Raw genomic sequence first — 16,421 nt, 5'->3', positions numbered from 1 at the left:
TGCTCTCCCGCGAAGTGTTGTCAGGGAGAAAGCAATGTTTGTGCCAATCGGGGTGGTGCGGGTCGGGGAACTTGGAGACTTATCGGCGCCGCCGACGAACGGCAACTTGGCCGTCCGGGATACAGGGTGGACCTGTGTAAGTCGCAGCGTTGGCTCACTCAGGTGCGCCAGGCCGGAAGGCCCCGCATGACCCTGAGCGCTGCCCGGCGTCGGGGCGTCACTTCAAGTCGGGGGTGTCACTTCAACAGGTGTCGACCCACCGACCCCAACCGCGCGATCTTCCATGACGCCGCACCTTTGCAGCGCGGCGCTCATCGCTACTGTCGGCTCCGACCCGGCAGCCGCTTTGTGGCCTGCTCAGGCCGCTTCGGCGACCACTTTCAGGCGGGCCAGCACGTAATCGGCCAGTTCGTGCGCGCTGTACTTGGCCACGAAGGCATTGGCGCCGACCTGTTCGACCATGGCGTTGTTGAACACGCCCGACAAGGAGGTGTGCAGCAGCACGTACAGGCCCTGCAACCCCGGCGTGCGCCGGATTTCCGTCGTCAGCGTGTAGCCGTCCATGGCCGGCATCTCGATGTCGGAGATGACCATCGCATAGCGGTCGGCCGGATTCTCGCCTGATGCTGCCACCTGCAAGAGGTGGTCCAGCGCCTGGCGGCCGTCGGACAACAAGGTCGCCGCCACGCCGAGCTGGTCGAGCACGCTGCGGATCTGCTGACGCGCCACGCGCGAGTCGTCCACCACCAGCACCTGGAACTGCCGGTCATAGGCGACCAGCTGCAGCGAAGGATCCAGCTGCACGTCCTTGCTGACCTTGGCGATGTCGGCCAGCACGCTTTCCACGTCGATGACCTGGATCAGCTCGCCCTGGAACCGCGTCACCGCCGTCAAATAAGTGGCTTCGGCGCCCAGCTCCGGCGGCGGATGGATATCTTCCACCGCGATATTGACGATGCGCTCCACGCCGCTGACCAGAAAGCCCTGGACCGAGCGGTTGAATTCGGCCACCACCAGGTAGCCGGGGCCGTTCTCCGAGTGCGCATCGCGCTCCGGGTGGCCGATCGCCAGGCCCAGGTCCAGCACCGGCACCGAGCGCCCGCGCACGTCGGCCACGCCGGCGAACTCGGTCGGCAGGCCGGGCACCTGGAACAACTCCGGGCGGCGCAGCACTTCCTGCACCTTGAAGACATTCACGCCAAAAAGCTGGCGCCCGCCCAGCCGGAACAGCAGCAGGGCCAGTCGGTTGTGGCCAGCCAGACGCGTGCGCTGGTCGATGCGGTTGAGCAGATCGTGGGTCATGGGGCAGATATCGACAGCGCCAGCTGGAAACTTGAGGGCTTTATGGTTGGTCGGGGGGGCGCTGTCGGGATTGGGGATTCGGGATTGGGGATTCGCAAAAGCGCCGGGATCGGGGGAACTGGGATTGGGGATTGGCTCAAAGGTGCAGGAGCGAGTTGGTCAGGCCGCTGCAGCTACCTCTGCGTGCATGAAAGCTTCAGCGACAGTTGGCTGGATGGATGCGGGTGAAAGGGCATCGCCAACGGGATAAATGAATCACCCGCCAAGCCGCTTTTACCAATCCCCAATCCCGACTCCCCAATCCCGGCAAAAAACAGGCACGCCACTTGCACTGCCTATTCCGTCTTCCTCCGGATCTGGTCCCATGCGCCTGCTCCTGCTTGTCATCTTGTTGGCTGCCGCTCCGGCCTGGGCCCAGAGCTATCAGTCTGTCGATTCCATCCGCGCTGCGGCACTGGCCACCGTTGGCCCGGATGCCGAGGCCGAGGCCACGCTCGATCCGGGCTTGCGCATGCCGGCCTGCCCGATTGCGCTGCAGGCGCAGCCGACCGGCACCAATACGGTGGAAGTGGCCTGTCCGCAGCCGGCTGGCTGGCGCCTGTTCGTGCCGCTGAAGGTGCGCCGCAATCAGGACGTGTTGGTATTGCGCCGCGGCATCAGCGCTGGAGAAGTCATTTCGCTGGCCGATATCAGTATCGAGAAGCGTGACGCCGCACGCATCGTCGGCGCGGTGCTGGCCGATCCGGTGGCTGCGGTGGGCAAGAGCGCCCGGCGCATCCTGCCGGCCGGTTCGCTGCTCTCGGCCAACGATCTGGTGACGCAGCGGCTGGTCCGGCGCGGCGACACGGTCCCGCTGGTGTCGCGCAACGGCGGTCTGGAGGTGCGCATGAGTGGTCGCGCGCTGTCCGATGCCGGTGAGAACGAGCGGGTGTCGGTGGAAAACTCCTCGTCGCGCCGGGTGGTGCAGGGGATTGTCGAAGCGAGCGGGACCGTTTTGGTCTCCAGATAGAAATTCGCTATAAAGTTTTTTTTTGGCATGCCGTTATCCCCTACGACCTGTAGAGGAGTTCCTGACATGACACAGAAAATCGAAGGCAATCTACCGACCGCTGCCACCCTTCGCACCGCGGCCACGAGCAGCAAGATCGCTTCGGCCGGTGAAGACCGCGCGTCCCCGATCGCCGCATTGCCGCCGACCGACAGCGTCAAGCTGACCGGTGAGGCGACCAACCTGCAGAACTTGCAGCGCACGCTGTCGCAGTCCTCGGCGATCGACACCGGTCGCGTCCAGGCCGTGAAGGATGCGTTGCAGAACGGCAGCTATTCCATCAATCCGGATGCCATCGCCAGCCGCATGATGGATCTGAATCAGCAACTGGCGGGTTAATTCCCGACCCAAAGGATGAATGTGAACGAGTTCCTGCAACGTCTCGGCGATGCGCTGGCCGGCGAACGCCAGGCATTACTCGAGAACGACATCGATGGGTTGATGCGGCACACGCAGGACAAGCTGTCGGCGCTGCGCGCGCTGGAGGTGGCAATGCCCCAGGGCGAAGAAGAGCGGCTGCGCGAACTGGCCGAAGCCAACCGCGCCAACGGCGCGCTGCTGGCACGCCGGCGTCGCGAGGTGAACTGGGCGTTGCGTCATCTGGGCCGCACCGAGAGTGCGCCGTCCTACGATGCCAAGGGCCAGTCGAGCGTGCTGCGCGGCGGTCGTTCGCTGGCCGTGGCCTGACGCGCCGCAGCGTGCCCGAGCGCACGCACAGGCCGCGCCGGCGGCGTGGTGGTGCAGCCTTGACGGGCCCGGTGTGCAGGAGCGTGGCGCCGCGCAATACGGGGCCTGGGCGGTTCGGCGTATATTGAAGCGTCCTCTACGCCGCCCTGTCCCGTGACTGCCAAGTTTTTTCTCAATCAAGCCTTATTACCGTCCTCGGCCATGCTGCGCGCTTTCGGCGACCAGATGCTTGAGGGCGTGTTGCTGTTCCGCGCAGACGGGCAGCTGATCCTGGCCAACGCCATCGCACGCCAGAGCCTGTGCAGGGAAGATCCCGCCGACGACCGCAATCTCGGCGAGCGGATCTCGCAGGTGCTGCCATCGGATGCGCTGAATCAGGCGCGCAGCAAGGGCAGCTGGACCGGCAGCCTGCCGGTTGCCGATCGCGTGGTCATTGCGCATCTGTACTACAACGAAGAACAGGGCGTCGGGCACTTTCTGGCGCTGTTCCACAACATCGAAGGCCAGCAGGATTACGAGCGCGAGCTGCAGCAGCGCCACGCCGAACTGCGCCAGGCCTATCTGCGTCTGAACGGTGCCCAGGACAAGCTGCTGCAATCGGAGAAGATGGCCTCCATCGGCCAGCTGGCCGCCGGCGTGGCGCACGAAATCAACAACCCGATCGGTTACGTGCACTCCAATCTGGGCAGCCTGCAGGAATACCTGCGCAGCCTGTTCACGCTGATCGAAGCCTACGAGCGCGCGCTGCAGGCGCCGGATCCGAAGGCGTTGATCCCGGAGATCGACGAGATCCGCAACCGCGCCGACATCGACTTCATCAGCCGCGACCTGCCGCAGTTGATGGCCGAGTCGCGCGAAGGCATCGAGCGGGTCACCCGCATCGTGCGCGACCTCAAGGACTTCTCGTATTCGGACCGTTCCGAGTCGTGGAAGATGGTCGACCTGCATGCCGGGCTCGAATCCACGATCAACATCATCTGGAACGAGCTCAAATACAAGGTGACGCTGGAGCGCAACTACGCCGAGCTGCCATTGGTGGAATGCCTGCCGTCCGAGCTCAACCAGGTCTACATGAACATGCTGCTCAACGCCGGCCAGGCAATCGTCGAGCGCGGCACGATCACCGTCACCACCGGCCGCGACGAGGCCGAAAACGTCTGGATCCAGTTCCAGGACAGCGGCGCCGGGATCGCCCCGGACCTGCTGCAACGCATCTTCGACCCGTTCTTCACCACCAAGCCGGTCGGCAGCGGCACCGGCCTGGGCCTGTCGATTTCCTACGGCATCATCAACAAGCACCACGGCCGCATCGATGTCGAAAGCGTCCCGGGGCAGGGGGCCAGTTTCAGGATCGTATTGCCGGTGCGGCAGCCGCGGTAGCGCTTGGCGCTGGGATTGGGGAGTCGGGATTAGGGATTGGCAAGAGCGGTTTTGCCGCGCTCTTGCCGTCTGCCTTGCTCAGCGAATCTTTGATTGCGGCTCAGGAATATCGCTGTTGGCTTTTGCTTTTACCAATCCCCAATCCCGAATCCCTATTCCCGGCCGTTACGCAGCTCATCGTGCGTCCGGAAGGCCTGACGAATGTGCTCGCGCAGCTCGTCGTCGTTCCAGGGCTTGGTCAGGAAGCGGTAGATCGCGCCGCGGTTGATCGCTTCGGTGACGGTGGCCAGGTCGGTATAGCCGGACAGCACCAGGCGCACCGTGTCGGGGTAGAGCATCTTGACCCGGCCCAGGAACTCGGTGCCGCTCATGTCGCTCATGCGCTGGTCCGACAGGATCACCTGCACGTCGTTGGTGGCGAGCAGGTCGAAGGCGTCGCGCACGTTGCCGGCGGCCAGGATGCGGTAGCCATCGCGGCGGAACAGCCGCACCAGCGAGCGCAACACGTTTTCTTCGTCGTCCAGCAGCAGCAGCGTGCGGTCGGGGCGGCTTTCAGCGAACGATTCCGGGCGCAGATAGCGGCGGCGTAGCGCCATGCCGGCCGACTCGGCTGACATCGGTTCGCCGAACAGATAGCCCTGGAAGATGTCGCAATCGTTGCGACGCAAAAAGCCCAGTTGCGCCTGCGATTCCACGCCATTGGCGATCACCGTCATGCCCAACTGATGACCCATCGCGATGATCGCGCGCGCGATCGCCGCCTCGCGGCTGCCGGCCGGCGCGCTCTTGATGAAGCTGCGGTCGATCTTCAGCCGGTCCACCGGATAGCGCACCAGCGCACTCAGGCTGGAATCGCCGGTACCGAAGTTGTCCAGGCTCAGGCTGATGCCTTCGTTGCGCAGGTTGGCCATCGTCTCGTGGACGAAGTTGACGTTGTTGGTCAACGCGCTTTCGTTGATCTCCAGCGTCACGAACTGCGCTGGCACGCCGGCGGTCTGCAGCATCGCCATCACTTCGTTGAAGAAGCCCGGCCGCAGCAACTGCAGCGTGGACACGTTCACGGCGATGCTGAAATCGTCGAAGCCCTGGTCGCGCCAGAGCCGCGCCTGACGCACCGCGTTCTGCAGCACCCATTCGCCGATCTGCACGATCACGCCCAACCGCTCGGCGGTGCGCATGAAGCGTTCCGGCACCAGCATGCCCAGGGTGGGCGATTGCCAGCGCAGCAGCGCCTCCATGCCGACGATGCGGCCATCGCGCGCGCTCACCAGCGGCTGGTAGCGCAGGCGCAGTTCGCCATGCGGGATCGCATCGACGATCTGCCGCGCGATGATGCTTTCGCTATGCGCGTTGGTGGTCGAGTTGCGGGTATACAGCCGCACCGTATTGCCGCCTTCGCGTGCGGCCTGGTAGCTGGCTTCCTCGGCGTAGTCGAGCAGGATCGACAGCGAGGTGGAGTGTTCCGGGCACAGGCTGATGCCGACCTTGCCGGTCATGAACAAGGTGTACGGCAGCACCGACAATGGCAGCTCCAGCTGCTGGCGGATCTCTTCGGCAAAATCTTCCGGCAGCGGGGTGTCTTCGCGCCGCACCGCCACCACCACCATCTCATCGCTGCCGTGGCGCCACAACTTGCCACGCGCGCCGAGGAAGTCCTGCAGCCGGCGCGCGACCAGCGTCAGCGCCTGATCGCCGACCTCGGCGCTCATGTTCTCGTTGATCGAGGCGAAGTGGTCGATATCGATATGGAACACCATCAACGGCGGACCGCCGGAGGCGGCAGCGTCCACCAGATGCAGCAGTTCGGGGTTGCCCGCGCCCAGGCGGGTGGGCTTGACGATTTCCAGGCCGGGCGGGATTACGGGGCTCCACATGACTTAACGTCCACCATCGTCGTGGACGGACTCGCCGACCGGGTGATAGGGCAGGCGCAACGTCACGCGCGTGCCTGCTCCGGGGGCTGATTCTATCGCGAGCGCACCGCCGACGGTTTGCGCGCGCTCACGCATCACGATCAGCCCGAGCCCGCGCGGGCCTTCCGGTTCGAAGCCATCGCCGTCATCGCTGACTTCCAGGCGAAAGCTCTCGCTGTCGATCGAGTGCAGGCGCATGCGCACTTCGCCCGCGCAGGCGTGCCGCAGCGCATTGGTCAGGCTTTCCTGCGCAATCCGGAAACACGCTTGCTCGATCTCGTTGCCCGGCCGCACGTCCAGTGCCTGGATGTCCAGCTCCAAGCGCACCGGCGATGCGCGAAACAACATCGAGGCCTGCCAGCGCAAGGCCGCTTCCAGACCCAGCGCATCCAGCTGCGGCGGACGCAACAGCATCGACAGGTTGCGCAGCTTGGTCACGGTGCTGTCGGCCAGCGACACCACTTCCAGCAGGTCCTCGCGGCGCGCGTCCGGGTCCGGTTCGTCCAGCGCGGCATGCGCGGACAGCTTCATCGCGGTGATGGCCTGGCCGATGTCGTCGTGCAGATCGCGCGAGATCGCGCGGCGTTCGTCCTCCTGCAGCGAGAACAGGCGCTTGGCCATCGCCTGCAGCTCGGCGTTGCTCTCGGCCAGCGCATCGCGCATGCGTTCGGGTTCGCTCAGGTCGCGCACCACCAGCAACTTGCAGCTGCGTCCGCCATAGCGGATGTCACCGGCCGACAGCCCGGCATAGAAGGTGCTGCCATCGCGACGGCGCATCGCCCGTGCGCTGGACACCGGCTCGTTGCGATCGCTGCCCGCGCGCAGGTACTCGCGCACCACCGGCAGGTCGCTGTCGCTCACCAGGGTCTGCAGCGGTTCGCCCAGGATGGTTTCGCCCTGGAAACCGAACTGCACCGACCCGGCGGCATTGGCATACATCACGTGCTCGTCGGCCAGGATCAGCACGCCATCCGGCAGCACCCTGACCAGCTCGCGGAACTGCTCCTCGCGCTCGCGCAGCAAGCGGCGCGATTGCTCGCGTTCGCTGACGTCCTGCAGCGTGCCGTGGATATGCCGGGTACCGTTCGGGCTGGCCACGCTTTCGGCGCGCAGATGGACGGTGCGCGGCTGCGAATCGCCGCCGGTCAGCGGTAGCAGCACATCGATCTGCACTTCGCCGCCGGTGCACATGTCCTCGATCATGCGTTCGATCCGCGTCTGGGTGGCGGTGTCCGAGGCGGTCAACAGCTCTTCCAGCCGGTGGTCGCGCCGATGCATCGGCACGCTGCGGCCGAGCAGGCGATACACCGCCGGCGAGTAGCGTCCCAACCCGGTCGCGCAATCCAGCTGCCACGAGCCCAGCCGCGCGATGCCTTGCGCTTCTTCCAGCCGCTGCAGCGCCTCGTCGCGCAAATGCTGCGCCTGGCGTTCTTCGCTACGGTCCACGGTGACCACCAGGCGGGCGGGGCCGCTGGCCAGATGCAGCTGGTTGCTGCGGATCTCGACATGGCGCGAGCCGCTGCGGGTCAGCAGATCCTCGTGCAAGGTGCAGGTGGCGTCGCCCTTGGCGCGGATCTGGGTGATGATTTCCTCCAGGCGCGCGCCATCGGCGTTGGGCCAGATCGCCTGCAGCGTCTGCTGCAGAAATTCGTCGCGCTCCCAGCCGAAGAACTCCAGCGCCGCCGGGTTGGCATCCAGGATGCGCAGCGTGGCCAGGTCGTAGACCAGGGCCGGGCTGGGCAAGGCCATGAACTTGGCCTGCAGCACTGCCTCCGACTGCGCCAGTTGTGCGTGCTCTTCCACGATCAGCGCCACGAAACGGCGCAGCACCAGATGGATCACCACGCTGGACAGCAGCAGAAAGCTCGCGTCCGACCAGCGCTCCGGCATGGCGGCGCCGGCCAGGTGCAGCAGCCGGTTGCCCAGCAGCAGCCAGATCACGCCGACCAGCAAATACAGCCCAGTCAAGGTCCACAGACCTTGCTGCAGACGCTCGGCGAGGCGAAGACGGGACACGGGAGCGGACGAAAACGCGGGCGCGGCGACAGGATGGGGCATGGGTCCGCGGACGACCTTTGGTGCTGGCGATGCAACCATCTTAGCCGCAACTCGGCCCGGTTCGGTCGAGCCCGAAACACGCGCCTCAACTAATCCAGGAAACGGCCGTTATCCATTGCGACTCCGAAGGCAGGGGTCGATTCTTCGGAGTGTTCCAGAGTGGACTCAGGCGTCATTGCAAGCATGCTGCAGCACCCGCTGACCTCGGCGGTGGTGTTGTTGGATGCGCATGGTCAGCCTCTGGCGGCCAACCGTGTTGCGCAATCGCTGGGATTGCCGGCCACCCTTGGCGCCTATGTGGAAGTCCTGGAAAGCAGTCGCGCCCAGGTGGCCAGCAGCGGCGGCATGACCGCCTGCGTGCTGCCGGGGACCGGCGGCGGGCGCCTGGAAGGCTGGCTCCGCGCGGTCTGCGACGAGCATGGCCAGGTCATGGCCTTCACCCTGAGCATTCCCGAGCCGATGGGCGCCGACGGCACCAGCCGCTGGGAAATGGGCCTGGACAGCGCCGATCACGGACTGTGGGACTGGGATATTCCGGCCGATGTGGTCTACCGCTCCGAGCGCTGGACCCGCATGCTCGGTTACCCCGAGCAGCCGCTACCGAACAATCTCACCGCGCTGTCCGGGCTGATCCATCCGGACGACCACGCGCAGGTCAGTGCTGCCGTGCAGGCGCACCTGGACGGGCGCACCGATACCTATACGGCCGAATTCCGCCTGCGCCAGCACGACGGCCAATGGCGCTGGATCCTCGACCGCGGCCGGGTGGTCTCGCGGACAGCCGACGGCCGCCCGTTGCGCATGGTCGGCACGCATACCGACGTGCACCACCAGAAATTGCTCGAGCAGCAGCTGCGCGAGCAGCAGGCCCAGCTCGAAGAGGCTCAGCGCATCGCCAGCATGGGCAGCTGGAGCTGGGACACGCTCAAGGACGCGCTGTGGGTGTCGCCGGATTTCCTGCAGCAGCTCGGCATGACCGAGCTGCGCCTGCAGGGCATCCGCGACATCCTGCGTCTGCTGGGTCGGCCATCGGTTGCACATCTGCGCAGTGCCTGGCGCAAGATCAAGCACGAAGGCGTGCCGGTGCATTTCGAGCTGGAGATCAACGGGCCTGCCAGCATCAATCCGCATCACCTGCGGGTCTGGGCGCAGCCGGTGTTCGACGGCAATGGCGCCATGGTGCGCCTGCTGGGCCAGTTGCAGAACGTCACCGAGCAGCGCCAGACCGATGCATTGATCCGTTGGCGCACCGAGCTGCTCAACCGCGTGTCTGCGCTGGGCAAGATCGGCGGCTGCGAGATCGAGGTCGACACCCGGCGCATGCAATGGACCGAGGAGTGCTACCGCATCCACGGCCTGCGCAAGGAAAACATCACCCTGGAGCAGGCGCTGTCGCTGTACACGCAGGATTCGCGCGACGCCTTCGAGGCGGCGCTGCTGCGTATTTCCGACGGTGGCCTGCCCGAACAGCTGGAACTGTGTTTCTACCGCAATTCCGGCCAGCGGATCTGGGTACAGGTGCTGATCGAGCTGGACCGCCGCGAAGGCCTGCCGCCGCGTTTCGTCGCCTTGTTCCGTGACGTCACCCGCGAACGCGAGGCCAACGAGCGCATCGAGCTGCTGGCCCACTACGATCGCCTGACCGGTCTGCCCAACCGCTTCCTGCTGCGCGAGCAGGCGGAGAACGCGATTCGCGAGGCGCACGAGCGTGGCCAGGTACTGGCGATGCTGCTGATCGATCTGGATGGCTTCAAGAGCATCAACGATTCGTTCGGTCACGCCACCGGCGACAACCTGCTCAAGCTGGCCTCTGCGCGCCTGCATCAGCATCTGCGCAACAGCGACCTGTTCGGTCGTTTCAGCGACGACGAATTCATCGTGCTGCTGCGCGATCTCTCCGAACCGGAAGACGCCGGCCACGTTGCGCGCAAGTTGATCAGCGCCCTTGGCGAGCCGCTGCGCAAGGACCATGTCACCCTCAAGCTCGGTGCCAGCATCGGCATCGCGCTGCAGGGCGAAGGCCTGTCGGATTTCGACAGCCTGTTGCGCGCCGCCGATGCGGCGATGTATGCAGCCAAGGAATCGGGCCGCAACACCTTCCATTACTACAGCCAGGACGTGCTGATGCGTGCACAGCGCCGCCTGGAGCTGGAACACGCACTGCAAGGCGCGCTGGAGCGCGAAGAGTTCACCCTGGTCTACCAGCCGCTGGTCAATACGGTGGGCGAATCCTCGCCTGCGATCGAAGCGCTGATGCGCTGGAATCGCCCCGGCCATGGCCAGTGCAGCCCGGTCGAGTTCATTCCCATTGCCGAGGAGTGCGGCGAGATCGTGCGCCTGGGCGAATGGGTGATCGGCGAAGCCTGCCGCCAGGCCGTGGTCTGGGATCGCGCCGGGCTCAATTTCAGCCGCATCGCCGTCAATGTGTCCGCGGTACAGCTGCGCGAGCGCGGCTTTGCCGAGCGTGTACTGGAAATCTGCCGCGACAACGGCTGGTCGCCCTCGCGCCTGGAACTGGAATTGACCGAATCGGCATTGATCCGTGATTCGGATGCGCTGCGCCGCTGCTTCGAGCTGTTCGAACAGAATGGCGTGCTGTTGGCGGTGGACGACTTCGGTACCGGCTTCTCCAACCTGCATTACCTCAACCGCTTTCCGGTGCAGCGCCTGAAGATCGACCGCAGCTTCGTCCAGGGGATGCTCGACGACGCCAACACCGCCGAAGTGACCCAGGCCATCGTGCATCTGGGCCATGCGCTCGGCATGCAGGTGGTGGCCGAAGGGGTGGAGACGGTGCAGGAAGATGCACTGCTGCGCCAGCAGGGCTGCGACGAAATCCAGGGCTACTTCTATTCGCGGCCGCTGTCGCCGCGCGACATGGCGCAGTGGCTGCGCGAAGCCGAAGCCGGCATGCGCCTCGGTGCACGCCTAGTCATCGCCGGCTGACGCAACCTGTCGCAGCGCCTGGCGTCGTCCGGCTGTTCACTCGTCTGACGGTCCGCATACGCAAGTCAAAAGCTCGGTGAGTCGAGGGCGCGATGCCTTCGTCACTTGCGGGACACGCCGTGAATCCGTCCGCGGAGGCTCCTTGGCGGCATCCATGCCGCCAAGGATCCGGCAACCGGCGAGGACGCCGCACCAAGAGTTGGTCGGTTACTTTAAAAACCTGCCCGCTGCTCGGCTTTCGTTGGGCAGATGCCCTAACTCCCGGCTATCCGGAGAGCGGACGTCATTCACGGCGTGTCCCGCGATGGTAGGCGGGCAAGGACCCTGCAGCCAAGCTGCAAAGCTAGACGCTCTAGACCCCACCTACCGGACTACCTGAAAGGCACACGCTGCAATTCAGAGCAGGAGCTGCGTCGTGCCGGTGCAGCCCGCTCAGCATCCTGGGGACCTTGTGCGGCATGGATGTCGCTGAAGCGACTTCAGGAACGGACTCATGGCGTGTCCCGCAATGGTGGGCAGACAAGGGCCCTGCAGCCAAGCCACAGCGCCAGGCGCTCTACACCTGAGCTATCACGCGCCAAACTACCGAAGGCACATGCGGCAGCTGCGAGCAGCAGGGGCGTCTCGGTGCAGCCCGCTCACTATCTCGAAACCTGCGGCACGGATACCGCATAAGAGCCTCGAGCGATGGAGTCGCGGCGTGTCTCGCGACCGGGAGCGGGCAAGCGCCTTGCAGCCAGGCCGTAGATCAGCCGAGCGAAGCGGTACATTGTTTCGTGGGATTCTTAGAGTGGGATTCTTAGAGGTCGTCGAGCAGACGGGCAGGGGAGAGGTCACCCTGGTGCTGCAATCGAATGGTCGCCCATGCTCGGGGCCACGCCTGGTGGCACGGCCTGGCGTACCAGCGCCACAGGTCGGGCAGTGGAAACAACTGGCGGGGCGCCTGCCGAGGCACGCCCCGCCGTTGCACAGATGTCAGGCTCAAGACACGCCGACAGCGGCGCCATCCAGACCCAGATCCCAGGCCACGGTCGCAAACAGCAGGTCTTCTTCGCTGCAGCTGCGGCGGGGGTTCTGCATTGCCTGCACTTCCGCACGGGCGGCATGCTCCAGCCGTTCCAGCGCGGCCGGCATGCGCACGCTGCGCAGCGCAGGCCGGGCAGCGTCGCTTTGCGCGATGCGCTGGGCATGTGCAGCCGCCAGCGCGGCTGATTCCAGCACGGCGGTGGATGCATCGGTGGGCGGGGCAAGTAGCGTCATGAGCGGAATACCAGGTTGTTGCGGAACGACAAATCCCCGGAAGGCCGGGGAATGTCGGAATCAGGCAGTGCGTGGCAGCGGTCTTAGAACAGTTCGACCGTACCGGCACCCATGCCTTGCTGCGCCACCGGCTTGTGCGGCGGGCGCTCCCACTCCACACGCATGTCGCGCAGGCGGGTGGACACCTTCTGCAGCGCGGCGACCAGATCGCTGTCGTACACGCCGCCGTTGCGATGCAGCAGTTCCTGCAGCGCCACCGCTTCACGGTTGATCGCGGTGAGACGATCCAGGTGGGTATGGATACCGCTCAGCGTCTGCGTGGCGATGTCCTCGAACTGCAGGGCACGCACCGCTTCGGCCACGCTACCGTCGATGGAACGCGCGCATTCGGAGATTTCGCGCATGCCGTCGCCCAACGAGGCGTTGATCTGCGCGACATTCTCCAGCATCGCCGCCGATTCATGGCGGGCTTCGCGGGAGCGATCCATGTGACGCGAGGCCAGCTGCGAGACCGTTTCACGGACCTTGGCGATCGATTCCTTGGAGCTGTGTGCCAGCTTGCGGATCTGTTCGTTGAAGGTGGTGGAACGCTCGGACAGATTGCGCACCTCGTCGGCGACCACCGCGAAGCCGCGACCGGCTTCACCGGCACGGGCTGCTTCGATGGCGGCGTTCAGGGCCAGCAGGTTGGTCTGGTCGGCGATCGACTTGACGTCTTCCAGCAGCGCGAAGATGCCATCCAGGTGCTGGGCCATCTCATCGATGTGGTGCACCGTGTTGGTACTTTGACCGCTCACCTGTTCCAGCGCTTCCACCAGCTGCTCCATCCGGGAGCTGGCGTGCTGGGCGAAGCGGGCGACGTCGACCCCGGCGCTGCCGTCGTCACCGGCACGGTCGACGATGCGGGCCAATGCCTGGCTTTGCTGGCGCGACTTGCGGTTCATCGCTTCGAAGCTGCCACCAAGACCGGACACGGCCTGGCGGATCAGTTCACGGGCACGCTCGACTTCCGAGCGCGAACCGTCGACTTCGTTGCTGACGAACGTACGCAGTTCGTTGAGCAGTTGGTCCTGCTCGCGCAGGATGCGGGTCTGGTCCGGATTACGCCGGAACTGGGAGTAGGTCACCCAGGCAGCGAAACCGAGCCAGCTGAGCGTCATGGTCGCCAGGATCGCCCAGCGCACCGAAGCGGGCCAGTCGAATCCGACAGCGAAGGGAAACAGCAAGGTCAGGGCCAAAGGGGCGGCCAGACGGATAAGTGGACGTGAATACATGGGCGTTCTCGGCAGAGTCACGGTTGCTGTATCGGCCGTCCCCCCTGTGTCTTTAGCGACGATCGCCACATCGTCTCGCCCGTTCAACCGATGTTGACACGCGCCAGCGACCGCTGGCGCATGTGGCAACCCGAATTGTCAGGTGGTTAACGCAGCGCGCGGTCCACCGCCTCGATCATTGCGCGCTTGGCGAACAGGAAATCCCACAGGCTGCCACCCATCTGCCGCCACAACACCGCCGAGCGGACAGCGGCCAGCAGCAACGCGCGGATTTCCGCAACCACGCCGGCCTGGCCCAGGTAATGCGGATTGCCCTGCACCATGACCTTGGGGCGCAGGTGGCTGATGGTCTGCGCATACAGCCCGCCGAGCGAATTCAACACGTCCGGATGGCCGCTGTCGCCGAGGCTCTGTGCCTGACGCGCGGCCGCCTCGATGCCCTTGGAGACCGTGGCGACGGTGGTGGTGTCGCGCACGAAGCGGCGCTCCAACTGCAGCACCGCCAACGCCAGCCGCGGCAGGACCTCGTCCTGGCCCTGATTGTGGAAATAGTTATGCAGCAGCCGCAGGCCCGGTGCCAGGTCCGCTGGCGAGCCGTACACGGCCTCCGGCGAGGCCGCATCCACCCGGAACACGCTGTCCATGGCGGTACGCACCGTCGCAGCCTCCGAGTGCCCGGTTTCGGCGATCCGCCGCACCTGTTGCAAGGCCTGGGCGACACCGGCAAGCGCCAGCACGCGGTGATCCATGGAAGAACTCATCAAGCCACTACCTCAGATGAAAAAGAAGATCCCGCCAATTGGCGTTCCAGCGGCGCATCGGTGGCGGCAATGACCGCGCCGCCCAGGCATTCCTCGCCGTCGTACAACACCAGCGACTGCCCGGGCGTTACCGCCCGCTGCGGCCGCTCGAAACGCACCTGCACGCTGCCATCGTCCTGCACCTGCACCGTGCACGGCTCGTCGGGCTGCCGGTAACGGGTCTGTGCGGTGCAAGCGAAGCTGCGCGCCGGCGGCGCGCCGGTGACCCAATGGGCCTGCTCGGACTGCAACCAGCGCGATTGCAGCAGCGGGCTGTCACGGTCCTGGTCCACATACAGCACATTGCTCGCCACATCCTTGCCGACCACGTACCACGGCGCGGCGGCGCGTCCACGCACGCCGCCGATGTTCAGGCCTTCGCGCTGCCCCAGGGTGAAATAGAACACCCCCGGATGCTCGGCGATGCGTTGCCCCTGCGGGTCGCGGATCTCGCCGGTGCGCGCGGGCAGGTAACGGCCCAGGAACTCGCGGAAATCGCGCTCGCCGATGAAGCAGATGCCGGTGGAATCCTTCTTGGCATGCGTCGGCAGGCCGGCATCCTGGGCGATCCGGCGCAGCGTGCTTTTTTCCAGGTCGCCGATCGGAAACAGCGTCGCGGCCAGCTGGGTCTGTCCCAGCTGATGCAGGAAATAACTCTGGTCCTTGCCGCGGTCGGCGCCGCGCAGCAGGCGCCAGCGCCCGCCGCTGTGCGCCACCCGGGCGTAGTGGCCGGTGGCGATGCGCTCGGCGCCCAGCGCCTGGGCCGCATCCAGGAAATGCTTGAACTTGACCTCGCGGTTGCACAGCACATCGGGGTTGGGGGTGCGCCCGGCCGCGTATTCGGCCAGGAAGTGCTCGAACACGCCGCTCCAGTATTCGCCGGAAAAATCGCGGAAATGGAACGCAATGCCCAGCACCCCGCACACCGCCACCGCATCGCGGCGGTCGTCCTCGGCGCGGCAATCGCCGCTGCCATCGTCGGCCCAGTTCTGCATGAACAGTCCGGCGAGCGACTCGCCTTGCTGGGCCAGCCGCCAGGCCGCCACCGACGAATCCACGCCGCCGGAGACCCCGACCACGATGCGCGGCGTACTCATGCGACGTGCCGCACCAATGCCAACGGATGGCGCTGGCCGGCCAGGTAATCGGCCACCACCTCCCACACCAACGGGCTGCGCATCCGCTCGGTGGCGCTGCGCAATTCTTCCGGCGTCATCCACAAGGCGCGCACCACGCCGGTGTCCAGGCTGCGCTCGGGATGGTGGGTCAGGGCCTCGGCGACAAACGCAAACCGCAGGAAGCACTGGCCGCTCGGGGCGACCCACTGGTAGGTGCCGATGAAGTGGGTCGGGCGCACATCCCAGCCGGTCTCTTCCAGGGTCTCGCGCACCGCCGCGTCGAGCAGGCTTTCGTCCGGTTCCAGGTGTCCGGCAGGCTGGTTCAACAGCAGCCGGTCACCGATGTGCTCTTCGACCTGCAGGAAGCGCCCGTCGCGCACCACCACGGTGGCCACGGTGACATCCGGATGCCAGCGTTGTCCGGAGGCGCTCATCGTTGCAGGTCCTGCTCGATCGAAGGGTTGCTCGCCTTGCCGGCGAGGGTCAGGGCGTGAAGTCGGCCCAGACGGCCGTTGGACCCTGCTTCGCGCATGGAGCTGGACAAGTCGGCGGTGAACGACGGCGCCAGCAAGGGCGCGGTCAGGGAATCGGTCATCAAGGGCCAGCCATGGAATCGGAGACAAATTGTGCGGGGC

14 protein-coding genes are annotated in these 16,421 nt (G+C 65.7%); 5 read left to right on the top strand and 9 right to left on the bottom strand.

The annotated features are described in order from the left end of the window. Nucleotides 1–357: 357 nt before the first annotated feature. On the bottom strand, nucleotides 358–1,302 hold the full coding sequence (locus tag EO174_RS16575; RefSeq protein WP_104582674.1) for a chemotaxis protein: 945 nt from the start codon (nucleotides 1,300–1,302) through the stop codon (nucleotides 358–360). Nucleotides 1,303–1,666: 364 nt separating this feature from the next. Here EO174_RS16575 and flgA point away from each other — a divergent pair, with 364 nt between their 5' ends. From flgA to EO174_RS16555, 4 genes are all read left to right on the top strand, one after another. Then, nucleotides 1,667–2,311 carry a flagellar basal body P-ring formation chaperone FlgA gene (gene flgA, locus EO174_RS16570; protein ID WP_104648710.1) on the top strand — a complete coding sequence of 215 codons (645 nt, stop codon included), beginning with the start codon at nucleotides 1,667–1,669 and terminating at the stop codon, nucleotides 2,309–2,311. Nucleotides 2,312–2,377: 66 nt separating this feature from the next. Then, nucleotides 2,378–2,689, top strand: a complete 312-nt coding sequence (flgM, locus tag EO174_RS16565; protein ID WP_104582672.1) for a flagellar biosynthesis anti-sigma factor FlgM — start codon at nucleotides 2,378–2,380, stop codon at nucleotides 2,687–2,689. A gap of 15 nt (nucleotides 2,690–2,704) precedes the next feature. Beyond that, complete coding sequence (locus tag EO174_RS16560) at nucleotides 2,705–3,037, top strand: flagellar protein FlgN (protein ID WP_126945988.1); 333 nt, start codon at nucleotides 2,705–2,707, stop codon at nucleotides 3,035–3,037. Between the two features lie 153 nt (nucleotides 3,038–3,190). Beyond that, entirely contained in the window at nucleotides 3,191–4,417 is a 1,227-nt protein-coding gene (locus EO174_RS16555; protein WP_104582670.1) for an ATP-binding protein, read from the top strand. A gap of 152 nt (nucleotides 4,418–4,569) precedes the next feature. On the opposite strand, the gene EO174_RS16550 is transcribed toward EO174_RS16555, so the two are convergent. After that, nucleotides 4,570–6,291: an EAL domain-containing protein gene (locus EO174_RS16550; RefSeq protein ID WP_039521514.1), complete on the bottom strand. Its 1,722-nt coding sequence runs from the start codon at nucleotides 6,289–6,291 to the stop codon at nucleotides 4,570–4,572. A 3-nt stretch (nucleotides 6,292–6,294) separates the two neighbouring features. Continuing rightward, nucleotides 6,295–8,427, bottom strand: a complete 2,133-nt coding sequence (locus EO174_RS16545) for a PAS domain S-box protein (protein WP_164740242.1) — start codon at nucleotides 8,425–8,427, stop codon at nucleotides 6,295–6,297. Nucleotides 8,428–8,547: 120 nt separating this feature from the next. Between EO174_RS16545 and EO174_RS16540 the strand changes: the two genes are divergently transcribed. Further along, complete coding sequence (locus EO174_RS16540; RefSeq protein ID WP_206515081.1) at nucleotides 8,548–11,334, top strand: EAL domain-containing protein; 2,787 nt, start codon at nucleotides 8,548–8,550, stop codon at nucleotides 11,332–11,334. 981 nt (nucleotides 11,335–12,315) lie between these two features. On the opposite strand, the gene EO174_RS16535 is transcribed toward EO174_RS16540, so the two are convergent. The 6 genes from EO174_RS16535 to EO174_RS22990 all read right to left on the bottom strand — a co-directional run bounded on the left by EO174_RS16535 (nucleotide 12,316) and on the right by EO174_RS22990 (nucleotide 16,381). Continuing rightward, complete coding sequence (locus EO174_RS16535; RefSeq protein WP_126945982.1) at nucleotides 12,316–12,594, bottom strand: hypothetical protein; 279 nt, start codon at nucleotides 12,592–12,594, stop codon at nucleotides 12,316–12,318. An 83-nt stretch (nucleotides 12,595–12,677) separates the two neighbouring features. Beyond that, the gene (locus tag EO174_RS16530; protein WP_180496970.1) at nucleotides 12,678–13,955 is read right to left on the bottom strand and encodes a methyl-accepting chemotaxis protein; all 1,278 of its coding nucleotides are present in this window, start codon (nucleotides 13,953–13,955) and stop codon (nucleotides 12,678–12,680) included. A gap of 59 nt (nucleotides 13,956–14,014) precedes the next feature. Continuing rightward, the gene (gene hflD / locus EO174_RS16525) at nucleotides 14,015–14,629 is read right to left on the bottom strand and encodes a high frequency lysogenization protein HflD (RefSeq protein WP_104582667.1); all 615 of its coding nucleotides are present in this window, start codon (nucleotides 14,627–14,629) and stop codon (nucleotides 14,015–14,017) included. Continuing rightward, nucleotides 14,629–15,765 (bottom strand): tRNA 2-thiouridine(34) synthase MnmA, encoded by a 1,137-nt coding sequence (gene mnmA, locus EO174_RS16520; RefSeq protein ID WP_126945979.1) that lies wholly within the window; start codon nucleotides 15,763–15,765, stop codon nucleotides 14,629–14,631. The genes hflD and mnmA overlap by 1 nt, the downstream gene beginning before the upstream one ends. Continuing rightward, the gene (locus EO174_RS16515; protein WP_104582665.1) at nucleotides 15,762–16,220 is read right to left on the bottom strand and encodes an NUDIX hydrolase; all 459 of its coding nucleotides are present in this window, start codon (nucleotides 16,218–16,220) and stop codon (nucleotides 15,762–15,764) included. Before EO174_RS16515 ends, mnmA begins: the two co-directional genes overlap by 4 nt. Beyond that, nucleotides 16,217–16,381, bottom strand: a complete 165-nt coding sequence (locus EO174_RS22990) for a hypothetical protein (protein WP_164739795.1) — start codon at nucleotides 16,379–16,381, stop codon at nucleotides 16,217–16,219. The genes EO174_RS16515 and EO174_RS22990 overlap by 4 nt, the downstream gene beginning before the upstream one ends. Nucleotides 16,382–16,421: the final 40 nt, after the last annotated feature.

The organism is Xanthomonas sp. BRIP62418 (assembly GCF_003993495.1).
Classification (GTDB): Bacteria; Pseudomonadota; Gammaproteobacteria; order Xanthomonadales; family Xanthomonadaceae; genus Xanthomonas; species Xanthomonas euroxanthea.
This window is presented reverse-complemented; position numbering and strand designations above follow the sequence as displayed.

What these genes read in the sequence shown, in the direction of transcription:
- flgM (WP_104582672.1), top strand. Translation starts at nt 2,378, where the DNA reads ATGACACAGAAAATCGAAGGCAATCTACCGACCGCTGCCACCCTTCGC.
- EO174_RS16560 (WP_126945988.1), top strand. Translation starts at nt 2,705, where the DNA reads ATGAATGTGAACGAGTTCCTGCAACGTCTCGGCGATGCGCTGGCCGGC.
- EO174_RS16550 (WP_039521514.1), bottom strand. Translation starts at nt 6,291, where the DNA reads ATGTGGAGCCCCGTAATCCCGCCCGGCCTGGAAATCGTCAAGCCCACC.
- EO174_RS16515 (WP_104582665.1), bottom strand. Translation starts at nt 16,220, where the DNA reads ATGAGCGCCTCCGGACAACGCTGGCATCCGGATGTCACCGTGGCCACC.
- EO174_RS16535 (WP_126945982.1), bottom strand. Translation starts at nt 12,594, where the DNA reads ATGACGCTACTTGCCCCGCCCACCGATGCATCCACCGCCGTGCTGGAA.
- EO174_RS16545 (WP_164740242.1), bottom strand. Translation starts at nt 8,427, where the DNA reads ATGGTTGCATCGCCAGCACCAAAGGTCGTCCGCGGACCCATGCCCCAT.
- hflD (WP_104582667.1), bottom strand. Translation starts at nt 14,629, where the DNA reads ATGAGTTCTTCCATGGATCACCGCGTGCTGGCGCTTGCCGGTGTCGCC.
- flgA (WP_104648710.1), top strand. Translation starts at nt 1,667, where the DNA reads ATGCGCCTGCTCCTGCTTGTCATCTTGTTGGCTGCCGCTCCGGCCTGG.
- EO174_RS22990 (WP_164739795.1), bottom strand. Translation starts at nt 16,381, where the DNA reads ATGACCGATTCCCTGACCGCGCCCTTGCTGGCGCCGTCGTTCACCGCC.
- mnmA (WP_126945979.1), bottom strand. Translation starts at nt 15,765, where the DNA reads ATGAGTACGCCGCGCATCGTGGTCGGGGTCTCCGGCGGCGTGGATTCG.
- EO174_RS16575 (WP_104582674.1), bottom strand. Translation starts at nt 1,302, where the DNA reads ATGACCCACGATCTGCTCAACCGCATCGACCAGCGCACGCGTCTGGCT.